The organism is Subsaxibacter sp. CAU 1640, from assembly GCF_023156585.1.
In the GTDB taxonomy this organism is placed as follows: domain Bacteria; phylum Bacteroidota; class Bacteroidia; order Flavobacteriales; family Flavobacteriaceae; genus JBPOFM01.
Window position 1 is genome coordinate 163,882 of the sequence record NZ_JALNMI010000006.1, and the last position, 20,883, is coordinate 184,764.

At 36.9% G+C, this 20,883-nt stretch carries 17 protein-coding genes; 6 read left to right on the forward strand and 11 right to left on the reverse strand.

Annotated elements, in window-relative coordinates:
• Positions 1 to 73 precede the first annotated feature (73 nt).
• Both argS and M0G43_RS15555 read left to right on the forward strand, forming a co-directional pair.
• Positions 74 to 2,023, forward strand: coding sequence for an arginine--tRNA ligase (gene argS / locus M0G43_RS15550; RefSeq protein WP_248028056.1), 1,950 nt, complete (start codon positions 74 to 76; stop codon positions 2,021 to 2,023).
• A 202-nt stretch (positions 2,024 to 2,225) separates the two neighbouring features.
• On the forward strand, positions 2,226 to 7,319 hold the full coding sequence (locus M0G43_RS15555) for a beta strand repeat-containing protein (RefSeq protein WP_248028058.1): 5,094 nt from the start codon (positions 2,226 to 2,228) through the stop codon (positions 7,317 to 7,319).
• 54 nt (positions 7,320 to 7,373) lie between these two features.
• Here the strand turns inward: M0G43_RS15555 and M0G43_RS15560 are convergent, their stop codons facing one another.
• The 5 genes from M0G43_RS15560 to M0G43_RS15580 form a co-directional block, all read right to left on the reverse strand.
• Positions 7,374 to 7,910 (reverse strand): YfiT family bacillithiol transferase, encoded by a 537-nt coding sequence (locus tag M0G43_RS15560; protein WP_248028060.1) that lies wholly within the window; start codon positions 7,908 to 7,910, stop codon positions 7,374 to 7,376.
• A gap of 9 nt (positions 7,911 to 7,919) precedes the next feature.
• A complete protein-coding gene (locus tag M0G43_RS15565; protein WP_248028062.1) occupies positions 7,920 to 8,300 on the reverse strand; it encodes a VOC family protein in 381 nt (126 codons plus the stop codon).
• Positions 8,301 to 8,352: 52 nt separating this feature from the next.
• Positions 8,353 to 10,584, reverse strand: coding sequence for a TonB-dependent receptor (locus tag M0G43_RS15570; protein ID WP_248028064.1), 2,232 nt, complete (start codon positions 10,582 to 10,584; stop codon positions 8,353 to 8,355).
• Positions 10,585 to 10,663: 79 nt separating this feature from the next.
• Entirely contained in the window at positions 10,664 to 11,560 is an 897-nt protein-coding gene (locus tag M0G43_RS15575) for a FecR family protein (protein WP_248028066.1), read from the reverse strand.
• 72 nt (positions 11,561 to 11,632) lie between these two features.
• Positions 11,633 to 12,148, reverse strand: a complete 516-nt coding sequence (locus M0G43_RS15580) for an RNA polymerase sigma factor (RefSeq protein ID WP_248028068.1) — start codon at positions 12,146 to 12,148, stop codon at positions 11,633 to 11,635.
• Positions 12,149 to 12,246: 98 nt separating this feature from the next.
• Between M0G43_RS15580 and M0G43_RS15585 the strand changes: the two genes are divergently transcribed.
• The 4 genes from M0G43_RS15585 (at position 12,247) to M0G43_RS15600 (ending at position 17,090) form a co-directional block, all read left to right on the forward strand.
• Positions 12,247 to 13,959: a LamG domain-containing protein gene (locus tag M0G43_RS15585; protein WP_248028070.1), complete on the forward strand. Its 1,713-nt coding sequence runs from the start codon at positions 12,247 to 12,249 to the stop codon at positions 13,957 to 13,959.
• A gap of 151 nt (positions 13,960 to 14,110) precedes the next feature.
• Positions 14,111 to 15,439 carry a signal recognition particle protein gene (ffh, locus tag M0G43_RS15590; protein ID WP_248028072.1) on the forward strand — a complete coding sequence of 443 codons (1,329 nt, stop codon included), beginning with the start codon at positions 14,111 to 14,113 and terminating at the stop codon, positions 15,437 to 15,439.
• A gap of 51 nt (positions 15,440 to 15,490) precedes the next feature.
• Positions 15,491 to 16,366, forward strand: a complete 876-nt coding sequence (locus M0G43_RS15595; protein ID WP_248028075.1) for a bifunctional 5,10-methylenetetrahydrofolate dehydrogenase/5,10-methenyltetrahydrofolate cyclohydrolase — start codon at positions 15,491 to 15,493, stop codon at positions 16,364 to 16,366.
• 4 nt (positions 16,367 to 16,370) lie between these two features.
• Complete coding sequence (locus tag M0G43_RS15600) at positions 16,371 to 17,090, forward strand: TIGR02206 family membrane protein (protein WP_248028077.1); 720 nt, start codon at positions 16,371 to 16,373, stop codon at positions 17,088 to 17,090.
• Here the strand turns inward: M0G43_RS15600 and M0G43_RS15605 are convergent.
• The 6 genes from M0G43_RS15605 to M0G43_RS15630 all read right to left on the reverse strand — a co-directional run bounded on the left by M0G43_RS15605 (position 17,076) and on the right by M0G43_RS15630 (position 20,876).
• Complete coding sequence (locus M0G43_RS15605; protein ID WP_248028078.1) at positions 17,076 to 17,504, reverse strand: VOC family protein; 429 nt, start codon at positions 17,502 to 17,504, stop codon at positions 17,076 to 17,078. The genes M0G43_RS15600 and M0G43_RS15605 overlap by 15 nt on opposite strands.
• A complete protein-coding gene (locus M0G43_RS15610; RefSeq protein WP_248028080.1) occupies positions 17,504 to 17,695 on the reverse strand; it encodes a hypothetical protein in 192 nt (63 codons plus the stop codon). Before M0G43_RS15610 ends, M0G43_RS15605 begins: the two co-directional genes overlap by 1 nt.
• Positions 17,696 to 17,856: 161 nt before the next feature.
• Complete coding sequence (gene rluF, locus M0G43_RS15615) at positions 17,857 to 18,609, reverse strand: 23S rRNA pseudouridine(2604) synthase RluF (protein ID WP_248028082.1); 753 nt, start codon at positions 18,607 to 18,609, stop codon at positions 17,857 to 17,859.
• 77 nt (positions 18,610 to 18,686) lie between these two features.
• The gene (locus M0G43_RS15620; protein ID WP_248028084.1) at positions 18,687 to 19,517 is read right to left on the reverse strand and encodes an alpha/beta hydrolase; all 831 of its coding nucleotides are present in this window, start codon (positions 19,515 to 19,517) and stop codon (positions 18,687 to 18,689) included.
• The gene (locus M0G43_RS15625; protein WP_248028085.1) at positions 19,514 to 19,885 is read right to left on the reverse strand and encodes a cupin domain-containing protein; all 372 of its coding nucleotides are present in this window, start codon (positions 19,883 to 19,885) and stop codon (positions 19,514 to 19,516) included. Before M0G43_RS15625 ends, M0G43_RS15620 begins: the two co-directional genes overlap by 4 nt.
• Before the next feature lie 16 nt (positions 19,886 to 19,901).
• On the reverse strand, positions 19,902 to 20,876 hold the full coding sequence (locus M0G43_RS15630; protein ID WP_248028087.1) for a YitT family protein: 975 nt from the start codon (positions 20,874 to 20,876) through the stop codon (positions 19,902 to 19,904).
• Positions 20,877 to 20,883: the final 7 nt, after the last annotated feature.

Genomic DNA, 20,883 nt, shown 5'->3' on the forward strand with positions numbered 1-20,883 from the left:
GAATTTCAATAAAAATGCTGTCTCAAACTTATGATAAAAAACTTATCTTTGCAACCTTAATAAATTTCTTAAAATGAACCTAGAGAACGCGTTATCAAAGCATTTCAAAAAAGCTGTAAAATCTATATTTAATGTAGATGTTGAATCTTTCGAGTTTCAAGCTACACGTAGGGAATTTACTGGTGATTTGACCTTGGTGGTGTTTCCATTGCTGAAGGTTCTCAAAGGAAATCCGGTTACTATTGGTGAGCAAATTGGTAACTACTTGATAGAAAATGTTGATGAGGTCAAAAGTTTCAATGTCATCAAAGGATTTTTGAATATTGAAATTGCAGATTCATATTATCTAAAGCAATTTGAATCCTTAAAAAATGATAGTTCCTATGGCTTGAAAACTCCGACTGCTAATGAAAAAGCAGTAATGGTTGAATATTCGTCTCCCAATACCAATAAACCACTTCACCTAGGTCATATTCGAAATAACTTATTGGGTTACAGTGTGGCTGAAATCTTGAAAGCCTCTGGTAAAAAGGTTTACAAAACACAAATCATTAATGACAGAGGCATCCATATTTGTAAAAGTATGTTGGCTTATGAGCGATTTGGTAATGGTGAAACTCCTCAATCAGCTGGCATTAAAGGCGATAAATTGGTTGGGAATTATTATGTGATCTTTGAGAGAAAGAATAATGAAGAAGTGACAGTAATTTTAGAAGATATATTTGATAATGACTTTCTTATATATAAACACCTTCAGACTCGTATGAGCACTGAAGTTAATGATTTGAAAGCTCAATTTGACGAATATACTTCGATGAAAAATGTAAAAGCTAAAAAATCAATTCACGAGCTTGTTAAGATTAGTGATTTTGAAAAATCGTTTTCAGAGTTGAAGTCAAAATTGAAAAAGGAAACTAATTTGATGCAGGAAGCTCAACAAATGCTTCAAAAATGGGAGGCAGGCGATAAAGAAACTGTTGCCTTGTGGGAGCAAATGAATGGTTGGGTTTACGAAGGTTTTGATGAAACTTACAAAAATCTTGGAGTTGATTTTGACAAACTTTATTATGAAAGTGAAACATACCTTTTGGGTAAAGAATTTGTAGCTGAAGGTTTAAAAAAGGGTGTATTTTACAAAAAAGAAGATGGTTCGGTGTGGTGCGATTTGACCGAAGATGGATTGGATGAAAAAATTGTACTTCGTTCAGACGGAACAGCAGTTTATATGACTCAAGATATAGGAACAGCGATACAACGAGCCAAGGATTTTCCTGATGTCGGAGGTATGGTTTACACAGTTGGTAACGAACAAGAATACCATTTCAAGGTCTTGTTTCTCATTATTCAGAAGTTAGGTTTTGAGTGGGCAAAAAATTTATACCATTTAAGTTACGGTATGGTGGATTTACCTTCCGGAAAAATGAAAAGTCGAGAAGGAACAGTCGTGGATGCCGATGATTTGATTGATGAAATGGCAAAGACGGCTGGTCAAATTTCTCAAGAATTAGGGAAATTGGAAGGATATTCTGAAGCTGAAAAACAAGACTTGTACAAAACCATCGGTCTTGGCGCCTTAAAATATTACATCTTAAAAGTTGACCCAAGAAAGAGAATTTTGTTCGACCCAAAAGAATCAATAGATTTTCAAGGCAATACAGGTCCATTCATTCAATATACGTATGCACGTATTCAATCCATTCTTCGTAAGGCAGATATCAATTTTTCTGAAAATTCAATTGCAAACAATTTTTCATTGCACGAAAAGGAAAAGGAATTATTAAAAATGATTCTACAATTTCCAGAGATTGTTCAGAATGCAGCTGATAGTTACAGTCCTGCTTTGATTGCTAACTATACATATGATTTGGTGAAAGAATTTAATTCATTTTATCAGAATGTATCGATTCTCGGTGCAGACACTGAAAGCGAGAAGAAGTTTAGAGTTCGTCTTTCAGCCACAGTTGCCAATATCATTAAGAACGCATTTAGACTTATGGGTATTGATGTTCCTGATAGGATGTAAGTGTCAATTTCGTTATCATTACCTCATTGCTTTATATAATTACATATGTTTAAAAACAGTTGCTGGTTTTTAAAAAATAATCAATTAAAATTGTTAATACTTTGTTAAAGTTAATTTTTTCATAAAACCGCTATTGAAGGTTTTTCGTAAGTGTCGATGTCTTTCCCCATTCGGACATATTGTTTAACTAAAAACACTTTTTATGAAAAAACAAATTACTCTATTAATTGCATTACATCTTGCAATTTTTACCTCTACAAATTCATTTGCTCAACTGGTTACAAGTTCTGCTGATGATGGTTCCGATGGAACTTTAAGACAAGAAATTGCCGATACTCCGGCAGGTGGGACCATAACTTTTGATGGTTCTGTCACTTCAATCACCTTAACGATGGGTGAACTACTTATAAATAAACAATTAACGGTTACTGGTGCTGTCACAATCAATGGAAATGCTAGCGGCAGAATTTTTAATATTTCCTCTGGACCAGTAATTCTCAATAATTTGACTTTGACCAATGGTCTTGAGGCCAATGGAGGTGCTATTTATATTGCGAATGCTGCTGTTACCATCAACAATTCATCTATCAATAATAATGTGGCCAATGGAGCTTCAGGTTCTGGTGGTGGAATTTATAATGATGTTGGAGGTGTGTTGATTGTAAACAACAGTGCCATAACATCAAATATTTCGAATCGCGCAGGTGGCGGAATTGAGGATAATTCTGGCGTAGGTTTAGGCATCACATTAAATAATGTCAATCTTGACAATAATAATACTGGTGTTTCGCCGGCAACTGCTGCTCCAGGGAATGGTGGAGGGCTTCATATTACTGGTGCAGGAGATGCTTTGATTACCGGAGGCTCTGCCAATGGAAATTTGGCAGCACGAGAAGGAGGAGGACTTTGGAACGGAAGTGGCACAATGACTGTGAATAATATGATGATTGATAATAATGATGCGCAAGGTCCTGCAGCTGATGATGGTGGAGGCGGCATTTTCAACAATGGGGGAACGCTGATAGTTCAAAACGGAACATCAATCACGAATAATACAGCAACTGGAACATTGGGTTCTGGTGGAGGTATTTTTAACCTGTCACCAGGAACTCTAAATGTTGATGGGTTGACTATTTCTGGAAATACTGCTATGAGAGCTGGTGGAGGAATAGAAATTGCTTCTGCATCAGGCGAAACATACACTTTCAATAACCTTACTTTGGATGGAAATACTGTATTTGGCCCAGCACCTGGAAATGGTGGTGGATTACATATTACAGGAGCTGGAAATGTAGTCTATAATGGAGGAACGGTTTCAAACAATGTTGCTTTTGAAGGTGGCGGACTTTGGAATAGCGTTGGAACAATGTCTATAAATGGAACAACAATTACTGGTAACACAGCCAATGGAGACATCACTGGTGGTGGTGGATTGTTCAATAACGGAGGAATTCTGAATGTTGATGCAACTACTATGTTAACAGGAAATATAGCAATGGCTGCCACACCTGGTGGTCGTGGAGGTGCAATTTTCAACAGTACAGGAGGTACATTGAATGTTGCTTCAGGTTTAACAATTTCTGGTAACTATGCAAGTAGAGCTGGTGGAGCAATTGAAGATGCTTCAAATGGCACATTAACTTTATCAGGAATTACCTTGACTGAGAATTCAGCAGGGGTTGATATTGGATTGGGTTCCATGGCAAATCCTGGCAACGGAGGGGGTATACATTTGTCGGGTACTACCAATTTAAATATTTCCAATAGTAATGTTTCAGAAAATTATGCAGCCCAAGAAGGGGGTGGTCTATGGAACAATTTAGGAACGATGACATTGGATTTTATGACAGTAGGCGAAAATATTTCAAGTGGTTCTGCAGCAGATGATGGCGGAGGGGGTGTTTTCAATAATGGAGGAACATTAATGATTCAAAATAGCGCAATAATTTATAATATCGCAGATGGCACCGCTGGTTCTGGAGGTGGTATATTTAGTACAAGTGGAAACGTAACCGTAGATGATACTTGGGTAGCTTACAACAATTCTATGCGAGCAGGAGGTGGCATTGAGCTTATAGAAGGTTCTTTGAGTCTTTCTAATGTTACATTAGATTTTAACATTACCAGCTCTTCTCCAGGAAATGGTGGCGGTTTGCATATTACAGGAGCTGCCAATTCTACAATATTTGGAGGTACGGTTAGCGGAAATACAGCATCACGTGAAGGTGGTGGACTATGGAACGGATTGGGAACAATGACAGTAACTGGTACAACAATTGACGGAAATATTGCAAGTGGCGCCGGTGCAGATGATGGTGGTGGGGGTATCTTCAACAATGGCGGAACGTTAGATGTTGAAGCTGGTACAACCGTAAGTAATAATATTGCTGATGGCTCAGCTGGTTCTGGTGGAGGTATCTTAAGTATTGGGGGTACTGTGACAGTTACAGGCGCTTCTATAGTTGATAACCGCGCCAATAGAGCTGGTGGAGGTATTGAATTGGCTGGAGGTACTTTAAATTTGGTTGATGCAACATTGGATTCTAACAATGCAGGAGTTGCACCAGCAGTAGCCTCTCCGGGTTCTGGTGGTGGTCTGCACGTGACGGGTTCAGCAACGACAAATATTACTGGAGGTACTACAAACGATAATATTGCCGCCAACGAAGGTGGTGGTCTTTGGAATGGTTCTGGTGTAATGACAATTATGAATCATACAGTCGATGGTAATACTGCTTCAGGTAATGATACAATGGTTCCAGGAGCTGCTGGTGGTGGCGGAATTTATAATGAAGGTGGTACTGTCAACATTTCTGGAACTACTTCAGTAATAAACAACATTGCTGATGGCGCTCAATCTACTGGTGGAGGCATCTTGAATGCATCTGGTGTGCTGATGGCAAATGGAACTACGATTATGGATAACCAATCGAATAGAGCAGGTGGTGGTATTGAAACCAATGGAACAGGTTCGGTCACTTTGACCAATGTAATGCTTAATTCGAATGATACTGGTGTTGTGACTGGTGCAGGAGCTCCAGGTAATGGTGGTGGACTTCACGTAAGTGGCAGTGGAACCGTCGATGTCATTGGAGGCACAGTTAGTATGAATACTGCAGCTTCTGAAGGAGGAGGATTATGGAATGGTACAGGAACTATGACTGTTGATGCGACTACTATTGATGACAACACAGCAAATGGAGCTGCGGCCAATGAAGGTGGTGGCGGAATTTTCAACGCTGGTGGAGCAGTGATAGTTCAAAACGGAACGGTAATCACGAATAATGATGCTACTGGAGCTGCTGGTTCTGGTGGTGGAATTCTAAACGATATGGGAAGTTTAACTGTTTCAGATTCTGAAATCAGCAACAATACTTCAATCAGAGCAGGTGGTGGTATAGAAGTTGCCTCTGGTGGCGGAATGAACACCTTAACTAATGTCACTTTGAATGGTAACAGTACAGCAGCTTCACCAGGAAATGGTGGTGGTTTGCACATTACAGGTAGTGATGACTCTATGATTAGTGGTGGAACCGTTAACGGAAACACTGCTTCATTAGAAGGCGGTGGTCTCTGGAATGGTACAGGTACTATGACCGTTGATGGTGTTACCATTAATGGAAATACAGCAAATGGTGCAATGGCCAACGAAGGCGGTGGCGGAATTTTCAACGCTGGTGGAACATTAGTTGTTCAAAACGGAACGGTAATTACGAATAATGATGCTACTGGAGCTGCTGGTTCTGGTGGTGGTATATTGAATGATTTAGGAAGTTTGACTGTAATGGATTCTGAATTAATTGGAAACACCGCAGTAAGAGCTGGTGGTGGTATTGAAGATAATTCAGCAATGGGTGGTCTTTTGACCTTGACCAATGTGACATTATCAGGAAACAGTACTGGCGCTGCACCAGGGAATGGTGGAGGCTTGCATATTACGGGCCCTGGCGATTCTAATATTACAGGAGGTCTAGTAACTATGAATGATGCTGCTCGAGAAGGTGGTGGACTTTGGAATGGTTCTGGAATTATGACATTGGATGCTGTTACTGTAGATGCAAACACTGCAACTGGAGCTGCGGCAGATGATGGTGGTGCTGGTATATTTAATAATGGTGGAACTTTGAATGTCACTAATGGAACTGTGGTATCCAATAATGTAGCTTCTGGTGCATCCGCTTCTGGAGGAGGATTGTTGAGTACTGCTGGTGCGGTAACTGTATCGAATTCAACATTCGATTCCAATTCAGCAAACAGAGCTGGTGGAGCAATTGAATTGATTGACGGTACACTTGATTTTATGAATTCTGTTATGTCGAATAACGATGTGAATGGAACAGCTGGAACGCCAGCACCGGGTAATGGTGGTGGATTCCACGTTACTGGAATGTCTGGGACAATTAATTTTGTTGGAAGCACAATCACTGGAAATTCGGCTGGAAATGAAGGCGGTGGTCTTTGGAATCAAAATGGTACGACTATGATGGTTTCTAATTCCACTATAGATAATAATTCTGCAGCAGAAGGTGGTGGAGTTTACAATAATACAGGTTCTATTACGACTGTAATGACAAGTACCATTTCTGGAAATACAGCTACTGTTTCAGGTGGAGGTTTGACGAACAATGGTGCAAGTTTAGATTTAAATGCTGTTACTGTTGCGCAAAATACAGCAGCAACTGGAGGTGGAATTGATGCGGTTAATAATGTATCGCTTAAAAATTCGATTGTAGCATTAAATACTGCTGGTTCAGGAACTGACGTTTCAGGAAATTTGACTTCAAACGACTACAATTTAATTGGTTCAGATGATTTGAATGTGTTTGCACCGCAAGCGAATGATTTAGAGGGCGTGGACCCAGTAGTTGGGCCGTTGCAGGATAATGGTGGAACAACCTTGACACATCAATTGCTTGATGGTTCACCTGCTTTTGACGCTGGAGACCCAGGAGATAACTTCGATGACCAAATAGGGCAACCTGTTTTTGGAGCATCTCGCGATATTGGAGCTTACGAATCTCAAGTGGCATTATCAATTGATGAATTCAATCAAACTGCTTCGGTATTGAAAATATATCCAAATCCAACAAGAGGACAATTTAATATTGTGATAAACGACAATGTTGTTGGAAATGTAGATGTTCAGATAGTTTCTATGACAGGAAAACTGGTACAGAAATTATCAATTGGCAATGGTGTCAATAATATGGATATTAGCGGAATGGCATCAGGATTGTACATCGTAAATATCAATACAGAAAACGGGTCATCTTCCCATAAATTGATATTGGATTAATAGCTTTAACCCAAATTAATTCTGAAAAGGCCATCGCTCGATGGTCTTTTCTTTTTAAAAATTGCCTCTAAAATGTAATGCTTGCTTAATGTGCTCTAAATGATGGTTGCAATGCCAAGAGTACATTGCGAGTGCTTCTGTCAGTTGAAAGCGTTTGTTGTGTTCAGGATGAACGTAAACTCGTTTGAAATCATCTTCATTCATTGTTTTCAATAGCGTTGCCCATTTTGAATGTAAAGCTTTTAATAATTGAAGCGAATCACTGACCTCATTAGAAGTGCCATCTTCAAGTTCAGCCCATTTTGCCTCTTGGTAAGGTTTTATGATTGGTGAATCTTCAGTTAAGGTTAATTTAAACCTGATGAAAGCATTCATATGGCTATCAGCTAAATGATGCACCACTTGCTTGATTTTCCATCCATCAGGACGATAGGGTAAGTTCAATTCTTCTACAGATAAATTCCTGACCAAATCTTCTATGGCTTTTGGCATCTGCTCAATATCAGAAATCCATTCTTTAATTTTTGATTCATCGATAGCTTCTTGAAAATGAAACTTACCAATTGGATATTTCAATGTTTCTAAATCCATTTCTTAAAGCTATTTAGGCAATGATGTAATCCACCAAACATTCCCAAATGGATCAGTGACGCCACAAGTTCTGCCATAATCTTGATTACTCAATTCCATCAAGATTGTTGCGCCATTATCAAGCGCCATTTTGAATCGCTTATCTGCATCATCTACATAAATGAATAGATTGGCATTTTGAGGTTCAAAATTATCAGTAGCATCAGCAAACATAATAGTAGAATCACCAATTTGTAATTCGCAATGAGCCAAAATGGAGTTCTCTTCGACACGATAGGTTTTATGGGTAATGGTTGCGCCAAACACAGTTTGAGCAAAATCGATAAATTTGGAAGCATTTTTCAAGATCAAATAAGGCATAACCGTTTGATGGTTTTCGGGAATTTTCATTTGGCGTTTTTTTAGGTATTCTAAAATTAAAAAATATAATCATTCATAAAAGTTAAAACCACAACCGAAAACTGATATTTGGGGTAATTCCCAAGGACCTATTTTCAATTTTGGAAATAGTGTCATCATCATTCAAAATGAAATAACTATTTAGAATGTTTTTCCGATTGAGAATGTTCCAAACAGATGCGCCTACGGTAGCTTTCGTCTTTTTACCAATCTGAAATTGATAAATAGCCGAAAAATCTGTTCTAATATATTCCGAAATTCGTTGATCGTTTGGCGTGTCATATTCTATAAATGACGAACCTGATGATTGATTTTCCAAAGGCAATGTCGTCGGTCTTCCAGAACGATAATTGAGTCCGAGTGCCATTTTGAAAGCTTTGTAATTATAAGTTGCAGCTAAAGTTGCTGCGTGCCTAACATCTACATTGTTCGGAAAAGAATTTCCATTGTTGAGATTTTCAAATTTATAGTCATTAGTGCTAAAGGAGTAGCTCAACCACGCACTGAAACTATCAAACTGTTTATTCACCAGTAAATCGATACCTTTAGTTTGGTAGCTACCTATTTCATTTACAAACTGATATTGATTTTGAAATCCTTGGCTTCTGCTTGTGATTCCGGAAACATCTTTTACAAAAGCTTCAGCACTCAACAATAACTTGTTTTTATTGTAATGCAATCCAATAGAAGCCTGCTTGCTTTCAATCATTGGAACTTCTTCATTGTCAGAAAGAATCCATCGGCGTTTTTCAATGCCTAAAAAATCATCTTGTAAGTCAATGATTTGTGAGATGGTTTGACTTTTAAATTCAGCCAAAAATTCCAAACGAAGCGCATTACTGAATTTATGGCTCACTGCTATTCTTGGTTCTGTATAAAATTCGCTAAACCTATCCACATAATTTATGCGAAGACCAATGCGAGCATATGAATTTTTGTTGCCAGATGTAAATTCGGCCTCACTATAAATAGCGTGAGACCGATTGATGCGTTTACTGAAACTATTGAAATCTGGATTATTGATGACTTCTGTATTGCTGACACTTACTTCGCTGAATTGATAACCACTATGCAGCTTCAAGTTTTCATCAATATGATTGGTTGCATTCAGTTTCAAGCCCAAGTCCTTCACCTTATTTTCTTGAATCAAATTAAAGTCATCGGTCAAATTTGCATTGTTGGCGTCCAAATCATAATTAGACAAATATATTTGAGCTGTTGTGGTTAAGTTGGCATTCCAGTATTTTAGATATTCCAAGCCAGTTGCTAAATTTGTTTGTTGCAAATTACTTTCTGATGTTCGAGTGACAGAATTTACCGTAGAAGATTCATCGTAATTAAGATTATTGTTTATTGAGGCGAAATTAAAACGAAGTTGGTCAGAATCGGTTACATCATACAGAAATTTGGTCGACACATCATAGAAATAAAAATGCTCATTGCTTGAAACAGACGAACCATTATTTTGTTGAGAATTGGTGAAGTCTGAATCTTCAAAAACACGTTTCAAATACTGGTCATAAGTTGGAGTAAAGATAAAATCAGTGATGGAACGACGTGCAGAAATTTGTACTTCTGTTTTTTTTGAAAGAGGAATTTTTGCAAAACCACTTGCGCTCAACAGATTGAAACCAGCGCCAGCATCGAAATTTTGATTGAGTGCGTTGGATTGCTGCATATCGATAACGCTCGAAACACCATCACCATATTTGACACTGGTACCGTTTTTTGAGACATTGACACGTTTTGTCAAATAAGGATTGAAAGCCGAAACCAACCCAAAAAAGTGACCAGATTGATACATTTTAATGCCATCCCAAAGGATTAGGTTTTGGTCGTGCGTTCCACCTCGTACATTGATGTTTGAGACCGTTTCGTCAACACTCAAAATACCTGGAAGTGCTTGGATGGATTGCAACACATCTGGTTCTGTCAAACCAGGCAAAATGTCAAAATCTTCAGTATCAATCGTGATTTTACCATCACTCTTTTTGGAAATACCTTTTGTAAGGAAGTTTTGAACAACCACTTCTTCGAGTTTTTGTACAATAAACTCACTGAATGGATTTGTTCTGACGGATATGACAACGCTATGTTCATCTACCACAATAAAATCTAAATTGGTTTCTGAAGATAGTTGTTCAAGCGCTTGTTCCAAATTGAAATTTTCACTTGGTAATGACGCTGTTTTCCCTTCAATTGCTTTGTCTAAATAAGTGAAATGTACCTGAAATCGTTCTTCAAAATGCTTTAAAACATTGGAAAGTGGCTGCAAACCTTTGGCTGTACTCTGCGAAAAACTACAGTGTACATTCCATAAAAAAGATAAAAAAAAGAATAAAGTAATGCGAAAGTTACTCACGCTTTAAAATAATCGTACGGTTTGTTTTGCTATACGTTAGTTGTAAAGGTAAAGTTATGGATTTTATTGCTGTATCCATATTTTCGTGAGTGAAACTTCCTGTAAAAAGTTGAGAATCATCAATGGATTTCAAATTTATATCAACATCAAATTGACGCTCAAACTCCGCAACGACTTCCTTGAAAGGAACACTTTTGAAACGACTATAATTGTCAATCCAAGAGGGATAAGGTTGAATTTCTTTTTCGGTAGCAATTAATTTCCCATCTCTGATTAAAAAAGTATCACCAGATTTTAATATGACATTCTTTTGTTTGAAAAAAACCTTAACGGAGCCTTCGTAACAAATAACCTCAAAATATTCTGCTCGTTGTTTGATGTTGAATTGTGTGCCAAGAACAGACACAATGCCATTATTGGTCTGGACTTTAAACTTTGAGCCTTTGACGACTTTGAAGTAAGCCTCACCATTGAGCGTCACTTTGCGGTTATCCTTCCAATTATTTTTGTTAAAAGATAATTCAGAAAGCGCATTCAAATTTACTTCAGAACCATCAGGTAATTCAACAATCTCTTTTTGGGCAACTAGTGTTTTAAATGTGGAATCTAAAGAAGTGGTGTAGAAATAAAAACCAAAACACACCACAAAAATAGCTACAATACTCATAGCTGCGGGTAACCAATTCCTTCTCTTCGGTTTGGCTTTATTTATTTTTTGAAGTACAGACTTTAACTCGTCCGAAGTATTGTATTCAGGAGCTTTTAAGTCTTTGGCACAAGTGTCTAACCGCATCAACGCATCGTAATCCTCAAGCTGTTTGAAAGCTTCAAGTTCTTGTGCATCAAGCTCGTGGTTAAGCCATTTGTATATTAAATCCTCTCGGTTCATAATCTGGGTTTCAATACTATAACAGTTGTTTCAATAAAATTCCTACCCAACTCAAATTTTTTTATTCAATACTTATAGACCTTCAATGTCTTTTCGCAATTGTTTCAATGCGCCATAAATTCGTTTTTCCACTGCTTTTGTGGAGATGTCCAATAATTTTGCAATCTCTTTAAAGCGCTTGCCTTCAACTCTATTCATCAAAAATGCAACACGCTGTGCTTCTGTTAAATTGGCAATGGCATTGTCCAGTTTTTGCTGATATTCCTTCTCTTGCAACAAGAATTCTGGACTTTCATTGGTATATGATTTTGGCTGTGATTTTTGATGCCGAAGCACCACTTTTTGATGTGCAAATTCATTCAACATCAAATTATTTGCGGTTGTAAACAAAAAACTTTTGGCTTTGTCTGGTGGAATAGTGGCGCAATTTTCCCAAAGTTTCACAAATGCTTCCTGTACTTTGTCCTTCGGGTTAAGATGGCTGCCAAATTTATAGAACAAAAAATCGTGCAAATCTTTGGCGTACTTTTCAAACAAAGTGCTAAAAAGGCGCTCCTCACAGATATGGTCTTGTAATGGTTTGTTCATAAAAATTTCTTCGCTGTGAATTTATAAAAATAAAAAATAGGGTAGGTATTTTTCGAATGAATCTGTTCCATTAACAAATACTTCGAAAAACTTTAATAATGACTTTTAAAATCAAACCACTTCTAATTTTTACCTTTTTTGCTCTTTTTTTATTGAATTCTTGTGACGATGAAGCTATTGATCCTGCTGCCCAGAATGTCGTAGAAACTCTTGCTCCAAATTCTACTTTGGTAGGATTGATGGAAGATGTGTCAGTTGCTGATAATTTGGAATGTGTTGATTTTGTCTACCCAATCTCATTCACGCTTTACAATACCAATTTTCAAGTTGTAGATACAGTAACCATACAAAGTGATACAGCTCTATTTGAATTTTTAAGTGGTTTAGTAAATTCCGAAAATGGTGTGGTACTTGCAAGCCTTGATTTTCCCGTTTCATTGGTTTATGATAACGGAAATACCGTTGAGGTGAATAACAACCAAGAGTTGGAAGCTGCCATACAAGCTGCCTCTGAAAATTGTGGTGAGATATCAGCTTGTGATATGGAATCAGTCAGGGATTATTTGGTGAGTTGTTCGCAAGTGCCAACTTTAAACGGTTTTACACCTTCATTCACAACATTTGAGTTTTACGATAGTAATGAACTTTTCACAATGTACGAATTGGATTTACCTCATAGTGGAACTTGGGATATCGCTATGATTGATGGTGAGATTAAAATATTTATCAATTTTAATGGTCTTGAAAATTTTAATGGTGAATACAGTATTGTTGATTGTTCAGAAAACAACTTGGTTCTTCAGCAAGGTGATGACACATTGATCCTTACAAAACAATGCAGTAATGGAGGAAGTGTCATAGATTGTATGACATCAACAGACGCTCAACTCACAGCTTGTGATAATGGCGCGCCAGGATTTGCAACTTTTGACTTAACATCTGTCTTTGCAAATTGTATTGACCCTCAAGTTCATTCGCTTTCCTACTTTATGTCACTCGCAGATGCAGAAACCAATTCAAATCAAATTTCAATGCCCTCCAGTTTTACCAATATATCTAATCCTCAAACTATCTATGTAAGATTGGAGATTGAAGGTACTTCTGTTCAGGAAGTTTTTGAAATTGAATTGTTGGTAGAAGATTGTGAGTGTAGCAATCCTGGAGTGTCCACGAATGATTTGGTAATTTATATGCCTTTTGGTAATGAAGTGAAAGATCTAATCAGTGGTAATGAAGTTGCCAATGTTTCGAATAATTATGTGACAGATAGAAGTGGAAATTCATCTTGTGCTATTGGCTTTGATGGAAATCAATCTTTTTCCATTCCAGTCACAACTCAAAACCAATTGGTTCAAGGAGACAGTTTTTCCATAAGCCTTTGGTTCAAAATGCAAAATGATAGTGCAGGTGATTTGGAAATATTTTTCAGAAAACCAGGTAATGCCACTGTAGGCTTTAATTTGGGAGTTTATGATTTGAATTCGCCTTTGTTTTTTGACAATTTAGGTGTTTCATTGTGGGATAATGATTGGAACCAGCAAGTGGATGTACAATGGGAAAATACTGATTGGCATCATCTAGTGGTCACGGTAGATTCGAGTAATACGATAAGGCTTTACAGAGATGGCGTTTTGAGAAATACTGAAGAAAACTCTAATCTAACAATAGGTAATCAGGGTGGTTCTGAATATCTAATTGGTGAAAGTTTTGTCGGCCATTTAGACGATTTAAGAGTTTATAAAAGAGCATTGACTCCAAATGACGTGCATGAGCTTTATAATCTAGACGGTGAATGTTATCAATGTCTTTAGAAAAAATAGTTAATTAGTTAAATTAGTTTTTAGTTTGTTGAGAAAGAGCTGTTGTTGTTGACGGCTCTTTTTTTGTGGGATAATTTTACAGAAGCTTTATTAATAGACTTCAAATCATTAAATTTGCCTTCTCAAAAAATGAAGAAAAATTATGTTCAATAATTTAAGTGAAAAGTTAGATAAGGCCTTACATGTTCTCAAAGGACATGGCAGTATTACAGAAGTAAACGTTGCTGAAACCTTAAAAGAGGTGAGAAGAGCGTTGCTGGATGCCGATGTCAACTTTAAGATTGCGAAGGAATTTACAACAACAGTTAAGGAAAAAGCATTAGGTCAAAATGTATTGACTACTTTGCAGCCTGGCCAATTGATGGTTAAGATTGTTAAGGACGAGTTGACTGAATTGATGGGTGGTGATGCCGAAGGAATAAACTTGTCTGGAAATCCTAGTGTCATCTTAATGTCTGGTTTACAGGGTTCTGGTAAAACAACTTTTTCTGGAAAACTTGCCAATTATCTTAAAACAAAAAAATCCAAAAAACCCTTGCTAGTGGCTTGTGATGTATATCGTCCTGCTGCTATTGACCAATTGCATGTGGTTGGTGATCAAATAGGTGTCGAAGTTTACAGTGACAAAGGAAATTCAGATCCTGTCGCGATAGCTCAAGCTGGAATTGCCCATGCAAAAGCCAATGGTTACAATGTGGTTATTATTGATACCGCCGGACGTTTGGCGGTCGATGAGGCAATGATGACCGAAATTTCAAACATTCATAAAGCCATTCAACCACAGGAAACATTGTTTGTGGTGGACTCTATGACTGGTCAGGATGCTGTAAATACAGCTAAAGCCTTTAATGATGTATTGAACTTTGATGGTGTCATTCTAACCAAGTTAGATGGTGATACTCGTGGTGGTGCAGCTATTTCAATTAAATCAGTAGTCAATAAACCGATAAAATTTATTGGTACTGGTGAAAAGATGGAAGCCATAGATGTGTTCTATCCTTCACGTATGGCTGATCGTATTTTGGGAATGGGTGACGTCATCTCTCTTGTTGAGCGTGCCCAAGAACAATATGATGAAGAGGAAGCACGAAAGCTTCAGAAGAAAATCGCTAAAAATCAGTTTGGTTTTGATGATTTCCTTGCCCAAATTCAACAAATCAAGAAAATGGGTAATATGAAAGACCTTATCGGGATGATTCCCGGTGCTGGCAAAATGATGAAAAATGTTGATATAGATGATGATGCGTTCAAAGGCATTGAAGCTATTATCCATTCTATGACTCCAAGTGAACGCTCAAATCCTTCAATTATAAATGCTAGTAGAAAGCAGCGAATAGGTAAAGGTTCGGGTACATCTGTTCAGCAAGTCAATCAACTTCTAAAGCAGTTTGACCAAATGAGCAAGATGATGAAGATGATGCAAGGAGGAAAAGGCAAAGCGATGATGCAAGCTATGAAAAATATGAGGTAACTCATATTTTTTTGTTTTTAAAATAACCAATTTAGAAAAACTAAAAAGAAAATGACTTTACTCGATGGAAAAAAAGTAAGCAACGACATCAAAAATGAAATTGCTGAACACGTCAAAAAAATGAAAGCTAAAGGAGAAAAAGTTCCTCATTTGGCTGCAGTGATTGTGGGGAATGATGGTGCCAGTTTGACTTATGTTGCCAGTAAAGTTAAAGCTTGCGAACGTGTTGGCTTTGATTCCACGATGATTAGATTGCCTAACACTACGAGTGAAATCGAATTGTTGGATAAAATTCAAGAATTAAATGAAAATCCGGATATCGACGGATTTATCATTCAGCTGCCTCTTCCAAAACAAATCAATACTCAAAAAGTATTGTTAGCTGTCAATCCTGATAAGGATGTAGATGGTTTCCATCCCACAAATTTCGGTAAAATGGCCTTGGATATGAGTACATTTATTCCTGCGACGCCGTTTGGTATTCTTGAGTTGTTGGATAGATATGGTGTGGAGACTCAAGGAAAACATACCGTTGTAATTGGAAGAAGCCATATCGTTGGAAGACCAATGAGTATATTGATGGGAAGAAAGGGATTCCCAGGAAATTCAACTGTGACTTTGACACATAGCCACACAAAAAATATTACTCAAATTACATCGCAGGCTGATATTATCATTTCGGCATTGGGTGTTCCAAAATTCTTAAAAGCAGAAATGGTCAAAGACGATGCTGTCATTATTGATGTTGGAATTACTAGAGTTGCCGACGATTCAACGGAAAAAGGGTATTATATTACGGGTGACGTGGATTTTGAAAATGTCAGCAAAAAAGCAAGTTATATAACGCCTGTACCAGGAGGTGTTGGCCCAATGACCATTGCAATGTTGTTGAAAAATACCTTGTTGGCGCGAGAACGTCAATTGTAGTTAGGTGATTCACTACTTACTTTTAGAAAGAGTCTCAATTGGAAGTTGGGAGCATCTTATACCTATTCTGATAGGAATTGTTATAAGTGTTTTTTCAATTTCCTTTTCAAAACGAAAGCTTTCTTTAGAACAACAGCAAAACTTTTTTAAGATTTTTGGATGGTTCGTCTCATTATTTGTGATTGCATTTCATCTCTATTTTATCTTTTTCGATAGCTATGATATACAGAAAGATTTGCCTTTATATTTATGTAGCTTTATTGCTGTTTTAATTCCAATTTTTACAAACTATAGGAATTATTTGATCTATGAAATTTTAGTGTTTTGGATAATTGCAGGGACGCTTCAAGGCGTAATCACTCCAGATATTGAAGAAGGGTTTCCAACATTTGATTACTTCAGATATTGGATTGTGCATCTTGGACTTCTAATCATCATATTTTATGCAACTTTTGTTTTTGGAATGACACCAAAGCTCAAGAGTGTTTTCAAATCATTTTTGGCGCTTCAAGTTTACTTGATATTAATGATATGTATCAATTGGTTGTTAGATTCCAATTATTTTTATCTGAATGAAAAGCCTAAATCTGCCTCGCTACTCGATTATTTTGGCGAGTGGCCCATTTATATCCTAATTGTTCAACTGTTGCTTTTGCCTTATTTTTTGGTGATATATGTTCCGTTTTATCTATCGGAAAAAAGGATGAAACTATTTCGCAAATAACTGGCTTATATCTTTAAACGCTTTAAATTCCAAAGCGTTTCCAGCAGGATCTTTAAAAAACATAGTGGCCTGTTCTCCAACTTCACCTTCAAAACGAATGTAAGGTTCTATGATAAATTGAATTCCTTTTGCCTTCAAATCTTTTGAGAAATCCTGAAAAATATTCCACGGAAGTACAACACCATAATGTGGCACAGGTACATCTTTTCCATCCACACTATTCGAGTGAAGTTCTTCGTCAGATTTTGGTTTGAAGTGAATAACCAGTTGATGTCCAAATAAACTGAAATCAACCCAATAGTCACTGCTTCTTCCTTCTTCACAATTTAAAATGTCCCTATAAAACGTGCGACATTCATCTAGATTGTGCACAGGAATTGCAATATGAAATGGATACATTTTAGGACTACTCATTAAGATTGTTCAGGAGGAGTATCTTTTCTGTATTTCAACATTGAAACACCAGCAATAAAAAAAATACCTCCTAAAATGGTCAAAGCCCACGGACTTAAAGCAACCATATTGTTACCAAAAATACCTAATACTCCAAGAATTAAGGCTATCATACCGCCTACAGTCAATATCAATGCAAGAATCTTAATCATAATTGAATGGTTTTATTACTCTAAAATAAGAATATTAGTTTAATGTATGTTAAAAGAATAGACTTAAGTTTTAACTTAAATGGATTAGAGCTTGTCTTTAAATCTGATAAACTTATGCCAAATCTAGTGGTCAACTATTAAATTATTAGTAAGTATTGCTCCTAATGACCTCCGTTGTGTTTGTTCGATTTATAATGCTTGGTAGAGTGTTCAAGTAATTTATTCAATTCCTGAAATTCATTTTTAGTTAGTTCTCTATAATTTCCAATAGGCAAATCAAGCTTGATATTCATAATACGCACTCGTTTGAGAGTGATAACTTCATAATCGAGATATTCGCACATTCTACGTATCTGTCGATTGAGGCCTTGGGTCAGAATGATTTTAAACTCGTGAGAACTCAACTTTCTTACTTCACATTTTTTAGTGACTCTATCTAAAATAGGCACGCCGTTTGCCATCCGTTCGATGAATGTTTGAGAAATTGGTTTGTCAACGGTTACGATATATTCCTTTTCGTGATTGTTGCTGGCACGAAGTATTTTATTGACGATATCTCCATCATCTGTCAACAAAATCAAGCCTTCGCTCGCTTTATCAAGCCTTCCAATGGGAAAAATGCGTTTCGGATAATTGATATAATCGATTATGTTATCCTTTTCGACACGTGTGTCAGTAGTGCAAACTATGCCAACAGGTTTATTGAAAGCCAAATACACAAAACGTTCCTTGTTATTGGAAATTGTTTTTCCATCTACTTCAACTATATCATCAGGAGCAATTTTTGTACCCATTTCAGGCACTTTTCCATTGATGGTAACGCGTCTGGCTTCGATAAGTTTATCTGCTTCACGTCGAGAGCAATACCCAACTTCGCTTAAATATTTGTTGATGCGTTTAAGATTGTCTTCCAAAACTGATAAAGATGAAATTTTTGAGCTTCAAAGTTACTCAATAACTTTTTATGAGGGAAACTTCTTTTAAATGGAAATCAGTTTTCTATAAAAGCGTAGATATGGTCGGAAACCGATTCGTGATTTAGAGAATGACCCAAGCCTTTAGTAGTAATTAAGGTGCTGTTTTTAAAACTGTTCTTTAACAACAAGGCATCGCTGTAAGGAATGATGGTGTCAAGCTCATCGTGAATAATTAGGCCTTTTGAATTAATGTTCCCTAAATATTTGGCGGTAGAAAAATTTTCAGGTTTATCGCCAAAGCGTTCAACAATAGTGAGATTCAATTGATTCGTAATACGTTGATTGTAACCTAACATATCTGTATAACGTTTCAAAACATCAGTAAATTCAGAGGGAGCTCCCAAAAGAATAAGCTTCTTGACAGATTCAAGTTGATATTTGTTTTGAAAAAAAGCAGTAGACATACCACCTACAGAATGACCTATAATAATTTCAGGTTGAAACCTAGTGGCAACTACATTTATGAATTCCGAATAGAGTATTGCATTAAAAAATTGGCTTCCTGATTTTCCGTGAGCCGGGGCATCCAAGGCAACCACATTATGTCCTCTTTTTTTGAGTTCACAAACCAAATTTCTCCAACGATATGAGTTACTTTCCCAGCCGTGAACCAGCAAAATGGTTGGTTTGCTGCCAAGCCATCGATAGGTCATAATATCATATTCACCGAATTTATATTCTTTTTGGAAAGCCGTACCTAAAAATTCTCTTTGCTCATCGGTAAGTTTTCGCCCATTGCGAGGTTTTGTAAAGAGATAAAGAGCTTTATCAGCCGCTCTGCTTTTGGACAAGTAACTGATGCAGTTATAATATCCACCTATAAATTTGACAATCAATTCCTTCATTCTTCCTCTCTATTGACACTCTCCATTGAAAACGCAGGAAGACAAATTGAAAGATACTCACAAGCTACTGTAAATGGGTTAGAATATTGTACGCGTGTGTTTTTGTTGATTTTAATCGATTGGCCTGCTTGAAGAACTATAATCTCATCATCAATGATAAACTGTTTTTTACCCTTGATAACAAATGTAAACTCATCAAATTCTGGTGTTTGAAATGGTTCGCTCCATCCAGCAGGTGCTACCATATGAGCAATGCTGATATCGGAGTTGCCATCACTTGCCAAACCAAAATGTTCTTTTATGATTTTACCGTCCTCGGTAGGAACAATGAATGGGGATTCTTGTACTTTATATTTGCTATTTACCACTAATTCAAATTCTTATTTAGCTTTTCATAGGTTTCTTTTTGATCATTCCACCTCTCAAATCTTTAACCGTTCCCATAACAATAAATGCATCCTTATCAATCTTATCGATCTCGGTTTCCAATTTTGACATTTCTAAACGTGTAATGACCGTATATAGAATGTCTTTATCATAACTATTGCCACGCTTACCATAACCGCCTTTTCCAGCATAAATTGTGCACGCTCTTCTCAAGCTTTCTATCAACATTACCCTTATTTCCTCGTGTTTTTCAGAAATAATCGTAACGCCAACATACTCTTCAACACCATCAACTACAAAGTCAACTGTCTTTGCCGCAGCTAAATAAGTTAAAATTGCATATAAAGCAGTCTCAACCGAAAGTACATAAGCTCCAAACGAAAATATTAAAATATTTATTAATAACAGTACATCACCAATGGTAAGCGAGAATTTTTTACTCAAATAGATGGCCAAAACTTCAGTACCATCAATTACGCCACCACCTCTCATAGACATCCCTATTCCCAGTCCTAGAAAAAATCCACCGAATACTGCAATCAATAATTTGTCGTCAGTGATTGTAGGATAATCAATTAAATGCACTACAACTGCTAACATTGATATGGCAATAATACTCTTAATGGCAAATTTTCTATTTATGGTTCTTGCTCCTAAAATTAAAAACGGAAGGTTGACAATTATCAACAAAAATTCTAATGGGAAATGGGTCAAATTTTCCAGTAATAATGAAACACCTGTGGCGCCTCCATCAATAAATTTATTTGGAAGTAAAAACCCTTTTAAACCGAAACCTGCTGAAAAAACACCAATTGCAATAAAGAAGAATTCTTTGATATTGTGTCGCAATTCCACTTGTAGAGTTCGTACTACAGGTACGACCTCGCGCTTGGTTGCAGGAATTTTAGGGTGTTTGTTTTCAACACGCCTTTTGGCAATTTTTACTAATAGTCTCGCTATTATCGGATTCATTCGTTAT